The sequence below is a fragment of the Trebonia sp. genome (assembly GCF_049794275.1).
Classification (GTDB): Bacteria; Actinomycetota; Actinomycetes; order Streptosporangiales; family Streptosporangiaceae; genus Trebonia.
In genome coordinates this window covers 1-4,611 of the sequence record NZ_JBARCR010001034.1, presented here as the reverse complement: position 1 = coordinate 4,611, position 4,611 = coordinate 1, and the positions used below count along the sequence as shown (strand labels likewise).

Here is a 4,611-nt window from a genome sequence, read left to right as displayed (position 1 = left end):
CGACGGGGTCCATCCCGGCACCCGCACGACCGGATCGTGGGATCGGACAGGCGGCACCGTGATCAGGCAACGCGACAGCGCGCTGCCCGACCCGCCGCCGAACGGCAAGGGCCCCATCGCGGCGATCGAGAACGACAACATAGGCGCGTTCGCCCGCGACCTGCGGGTGCTGCGCTCCAAGGCCGGACTGGACTATCCCGACATGGCGGAGAAGTCGCATTACACGATGCGAACCCTCGCGTCGGCGGCCGGCGGGCTCAGGCTGCCCACGCTGCCGGTGCTGATCGCCTACGTGAAGGCCTGCGCCGGAGACGTCGCCGAGTGGGAAGAGCGCTGGGGGAAGCTGGTCAGGTCGGGGAAGAAGGGCCAGACCGCGCTCCCCGCCGCCGGCACGAACACCGCCAACGACGAGCCCGGCGTCGTCGCGGACGGCCTGCCCGGCTCCGCCCAGGCGAGCCCTGGCGAGCCAGGCCAGGCCCCGCCGAACCCGCCACAGTCCGGTGAGGTCTACGTCATCACGTCGGCCAAGCCCCGCGAGGAGCATTGGTAACGCCCGCAAAACCCGCCCGTGAAAGAATCGGCAGCGTGCTGCCTCCGGACAACCACGTACATACGGAATGGTCGTACGACACGTCCGCTGAGGCGTCAATGGCACGCAGCTGCGAGCAAGCGCTGGCCATCGGACTGCCCGGGGTCGCCTTCACGGAACACCTCGAGTTCACCGCAGGCGGAGAAGGGGACGCGATCGCCGGGGTGGCCACGGACGCCCGCTGGTGGACCCGCATCAAGCCGCTGGACGTGACCGGGTACCTGGCCTCGGTCGCGGACTGCCGCGAGCGGTTCCCCGGGCTGCGCATCCTCTCCGGCGTCGAAACAGGCGAGTCGCACCTGTTCGCCGCCAGCGCGGGCGCGGTGGTGCACGGCCACCACTTTGACCGGGTACTCGGCTCGCTGCACGCGGTCCCCTACAAGGGCAGGCTGGTCGCGGCGGATGCCCTGTTCGGCAACATGCCCGACGACGACGTAATGAGCTACTACTTCGCCGAACTGCTCCAGCTGATCGAGCGCAGCGACCTGTTCGAGGTGCTCGCGCACCTGGACTTCCCGCGCCGGTACTGGCCCAAGGGGGCGCACCTGTACCGGGAAGAGGACTTCGAGGAGGAGTACAGGACCGTGCTGAGCGCGCTGGCCGGGACCGGGCGGGTGCTCGAGGTCAACACGAAGTCGCCGCTGGCGTCCGTCGACCTGATCCGGTGGTGGCGGGACGTGGGGGGAACGGCGGTGTCGTTCGGCAGCGACGCGCACCTGCCGCAGCGGGTGGGTGACCGCTTCAAGCTCGCCGTGGACGTTGTCGAGGCGGCCGGCTTCCGGGCCGGCCGCTACCCGTACGACTTCTGGCGGGTCTAGGCGATCTGTTCCAGCTCACGCCAGGCTGTCGCTGATGAAGGCGAAGGTGCGTTCCTCGAGCTGACGGCGGGCGGCCTCGGGAACAGCGCGCAGCGGCCCTTCCCCGGTGAGCACGGCCAGTCCGTGCACCGTGGACCAGATGGGGTACTCGAGGCCCACGCGGCGCCGCTGGTCGAGTATGCCGGCGGCGACGAGCTCGTCGAGCGCGGCGCGGAGTTGCCCTAGCGGCGTGCGGTCCGGTCCGTCCCCGCCGGCCTGAGCGTCGTACGCGTGCTGCTGCGGCACAGCGAACGCGGTGGCGAACAGCCCCGGTTCCTCGTGCGCGAAGTTCAGGTACGCCCGGCCGATCTCGCCCAGCCGGCTGCGGGCCGCGCCCGGATCGCCATACGCGCCAGGCACGCTGGCGACTCCGGCCGCCATGCGGTCGGCGAGCTCGCGCATCGCCGCCGCGCAGACCGCGGCGAGCAACTCGTCGCGATCGGCGAAGTGCCGGTAGGCGGCGTTGGGCACCACGCCCACCATGCGGGTCGCCTCGCGGAGCACGACGGCTTCCGGGCCGCCCGCCCTGGCCAGCTCGAGCCCGGCGGCCACGAGACCGTCACGGACCGCGCCTCGCGGGCGGCGCCGCTGCGCCTGGGGTTTCTCCGCTGCTGATCGGCCGGTCATCACGGCACCAGGATAACAAAGTGGACAGCGTACACAAGCCTTTGTTATTGTGAACAGCGTCCACTAAATATTGAGGAGGCTCTCCGATGGACAGGAACAAGACGGCATATCAGGCGCCGGTGACAGCGGCGGAGTGGTTCGCCGGCGGCCAGCGGATTCCGTACGACCCGGGATCCGCGCGGGTACTGACCGAGGAAGCGGCCGCCGCGACCCCCGGCGCCCTCCGGGTCTTCGAGCGCGTCAGCGGAGCCGAGCCGGACGCGGACGCGGTGTGGCTCACGATGCTGCCCGGATTCCCTGACGGCTCGTACGGCTGGGCCCAGGTGGACCGGATACTCGGCGACGGCCCCGGCCCGCGGCTGTACGTGGAGCCGGTCGGGCAGGGCGACTCCGACAAGCCGCGGGATTACCGGTACTCCACCATCGAGCGGGCGAACCTCGTCGAGGCGCTGTGGCGGCACCACGGCGTCCGCCGCACCGTCGTCGCCACCTTCGACTACACCTCGCTGGCGCTGCTCGAGCTGCTTCGCCGCCAGCAAGAGCGGACCGCCTCCGGCGGCAGCGCCGTACCGGCGATCACCGCGGTGTTCATGGTGAACGGCGGCCTGTTCGCCGACGCGCATACGCACCCGTGGCAGGGCACGCCGCTGCTGCGCAGCCCGCTAGGCACCCTCGCGATGCGGGGATGGCAGCGCTCGCAGCGGGCGTTCGACACGGGCTGGCAGCAGGCACGCATGTACTCCCGCGGCTACCACCCCACCCCGGCGGAACTCGGCGAGCTGCGGGCAGCGATCACCCGCAGGGACGGAGCGATGTTCGCGCACAACGCCGCCGGATTCGTCGGCGAGCACCGCCGCCACGCGCAGCGGTGGGACCTCGCCGCGATCGCCCGCAACCTTGACGGCACGGTCGCCTTCTACGTGGGCGGCAGCGAGGAGGACCCCTACGAGCACCGGCAGATCCCGGCCGCCCGCGAGCGAGTGCCCGGCGCCCAAATCCTGATCTTCCCCGGCGGTCACCTGACCACCGGGGAACACCCGGACCTCCTCGCCGCGGCGATCCGCGACATCGCGGCCCGGCACGGCGTGGCCACCCCGGCCACCGCCGGCAGATAACACCCATCACCTGACACGAGAGGAAACGCCATGACCAGGATGACCCCGCTGCTCGAGCGCAACGAGCAGTTCGCCCGCACCTACACCCCAGTCCCGCTCGGCCCGCCCGCCGCGCAGGTACTTATCGTCACCTGCCTGGACCACCGGGTCGACCCCGCGATCCTGTTCGGGCTCCGGCTCGGCGACGCTCCCGTCATCCGCAACGCGGGAGGACGCGTCACCCAGGCGGTCATCGAAGACATCGCTTATATCGGTTTCCTCGCCGAGCAGCTGTTCGGCGGTCAGCTCGAGGATGACAGGCTCTTCGAAGTCGCGGTCCTGCACCACACCCAGTGCGGCACCGGCCTGCTCGCGGACCCCGGCTTCCGGCGGCAGGCCGCCGAGGCGACCGGCCGTCCCGAGGCAGCGCTGGAAGCCTCCGCCGTCACCGACCCGTCCATCACCGTCAAGGCGGACGTCGAGCGCCTGCTCGCCTCGCCCTTGCTCTCACCGAAGGTGAGCGTCTCCGGCCACGTGTACGACATCGACACCGGGCGCGTCACGACCGCGCTCGACGCCCAGTACCCGCTCCATTAAGCCCAGCCCCACGGGCCTCTGCGGCCTCACGGCTTTCAGCGACTCGCATACCTGGTCTCACTTTGCAGCCGAAATGACCACTTGTGACCGGTCACTCAGCGCTGAAAGTGGTCACCACGGCAGCAAAGTCAACGGAAGCGGCTGATGTGACTAGTGATGGCCCGTCCGGGGCGGCCATGCGGCTGGAGGTGTGCGGCTGGAGGCGTGCGGCCGGGCGACGTGCGTCCAGGCTGGCTGTGCGGCCCAGGCCGACTGTGCGGGCGGGTGGCCGCGGTGGCATGGGGCCGCTGGGCGAAGAGACGCGTACGTTCGGAATAATTGATTTTCGTGAAAGTCAGGATCGGAATCTCGCTGGGCGCCGCGGAGCCGGCCGACTTCGCGGCCGCCGTCGACCTGCTCGAGGCGTCCAGGGTCGACTCGCTGTGGCTGCCGGAGACCGTCTACACCCCGGCGGTGGAGCCGTTTATCGGGATCGCGTTCGCGCTGGCGCGAACCACGCGGCTCAAGGCGGGCAGCGGGATCTCGGTGCTGCCAGGACGGCACCCTGTGCTGGTGGCCAAGCAGCTCGCGTCGCTGGCCGGGCTGGCGCCTGGGCGGGTGCTGCCGGTGTTCGGCTTGCAGCCCGCGGCTCCCGCGGAACGGGACCTGTTCCCGGTGCCCGCGGGGCAGCGCGCGGCGGTGTTCGACGAGGCGCTGACGTTGCTGCGGCTGCTGCTGACATCGCCGTCCGTGACGTTCTCCGGTTCGTTCTTCTCGGTGGACGGCGCTTCGGTCGGGCCGCTGCCTGGCAAGCCGCTGGACATCTGGCTGGGCGGGACGGCGCCCGCCGGCCTGCGCCGGGTGGGCC

The 4,611-nt window shown here is 70.9% G+C and carries 6 protein-coding genes; 5 read left to right on the top strand and 1 reads right to left on the bottom strand.

From position 1 onward, the window contains the following. Both WA805_RS25945 and WA805_RS25940 read left to right on the top strand, forming a co-directional pair. On the top strand, positions 1-550 hold a 550-nt coding region (locus WA805_RS25945; protein ID WP_425243659.1), incomplete at its 5' end, for a helix-turn-helix domain-containing protein. Between the two features lie 35 nt (positions 551-585). Continuing rightward, positions 586-1,407, top strand: a complete 822-nt coding sequence (locus tag WA805_RS25940) for a PHP domain-containing protein (RefSeq protein WP_422276200.1) — start codon at positions 586-588, stop codon at positions 1,405-1,407. A gap of 15 nt (positions 1,408-1,422) precedes the next feature. Here the strand turns inward: WA805_RS25940 and WA805_RS25935 are convergent, their stop codons facing one another. Beyond that, the gene (locus tag WA805_RS25935) at positions 1,423-2,073 is read right to left on the bottom strand and encodes a TetR/AcrR family transcriptional regulator (protein ID WP_422339254.1); all 651 of its coding nucleotides are present in this window, start codon (positions 2,071-2,073) and stop codon (positions 1,423-1,425) included. An 86-nt stretch (positions 2,074-2,159) separates the two neighbouring features. On the opposite strand from WA805_RS25935, the gene WA805_RS25930 reads away from it, so the two are divergent. The 3 genes from WA805_RS25930 to WA805_RS25920 form a co-directional block, all read left to right on the top strand. Beyond that, positions 2,160-3,188: an alpha/beta fold hydrolase gene (locus WA805_RS25930; RefSeq protein ID WP_422288204.1), complete on the top strand. Its 1,029-nt coding sequence runs from the start codon at positions 2,160-2,162 to the stop codon at positions 3,186-3,188. Between the two features lie 30 nt (positions 3,189-3,218). Beyond that, on the top strand, positions 3,219-3,764 hold the full coding sequence (locus tag WA805_RS25925; RefSeq protein WP_425243658.1) for a carbonic anhydrase: 546 nt from the start codon (positions 3,219-3,221) through the stop codon (positions 3,762-3,764). A 327-nt stretch (positions 3,765-4,091) separates the two neighbouring features. Next, the coding region (locus WA805_RS25920) for an LLM class flavin-dependent oxidoreductase (RefSeq protein WP_425243657.1) at positions 4,092-4,611 on the top strand (520 nt) is incomplete at its 3' end.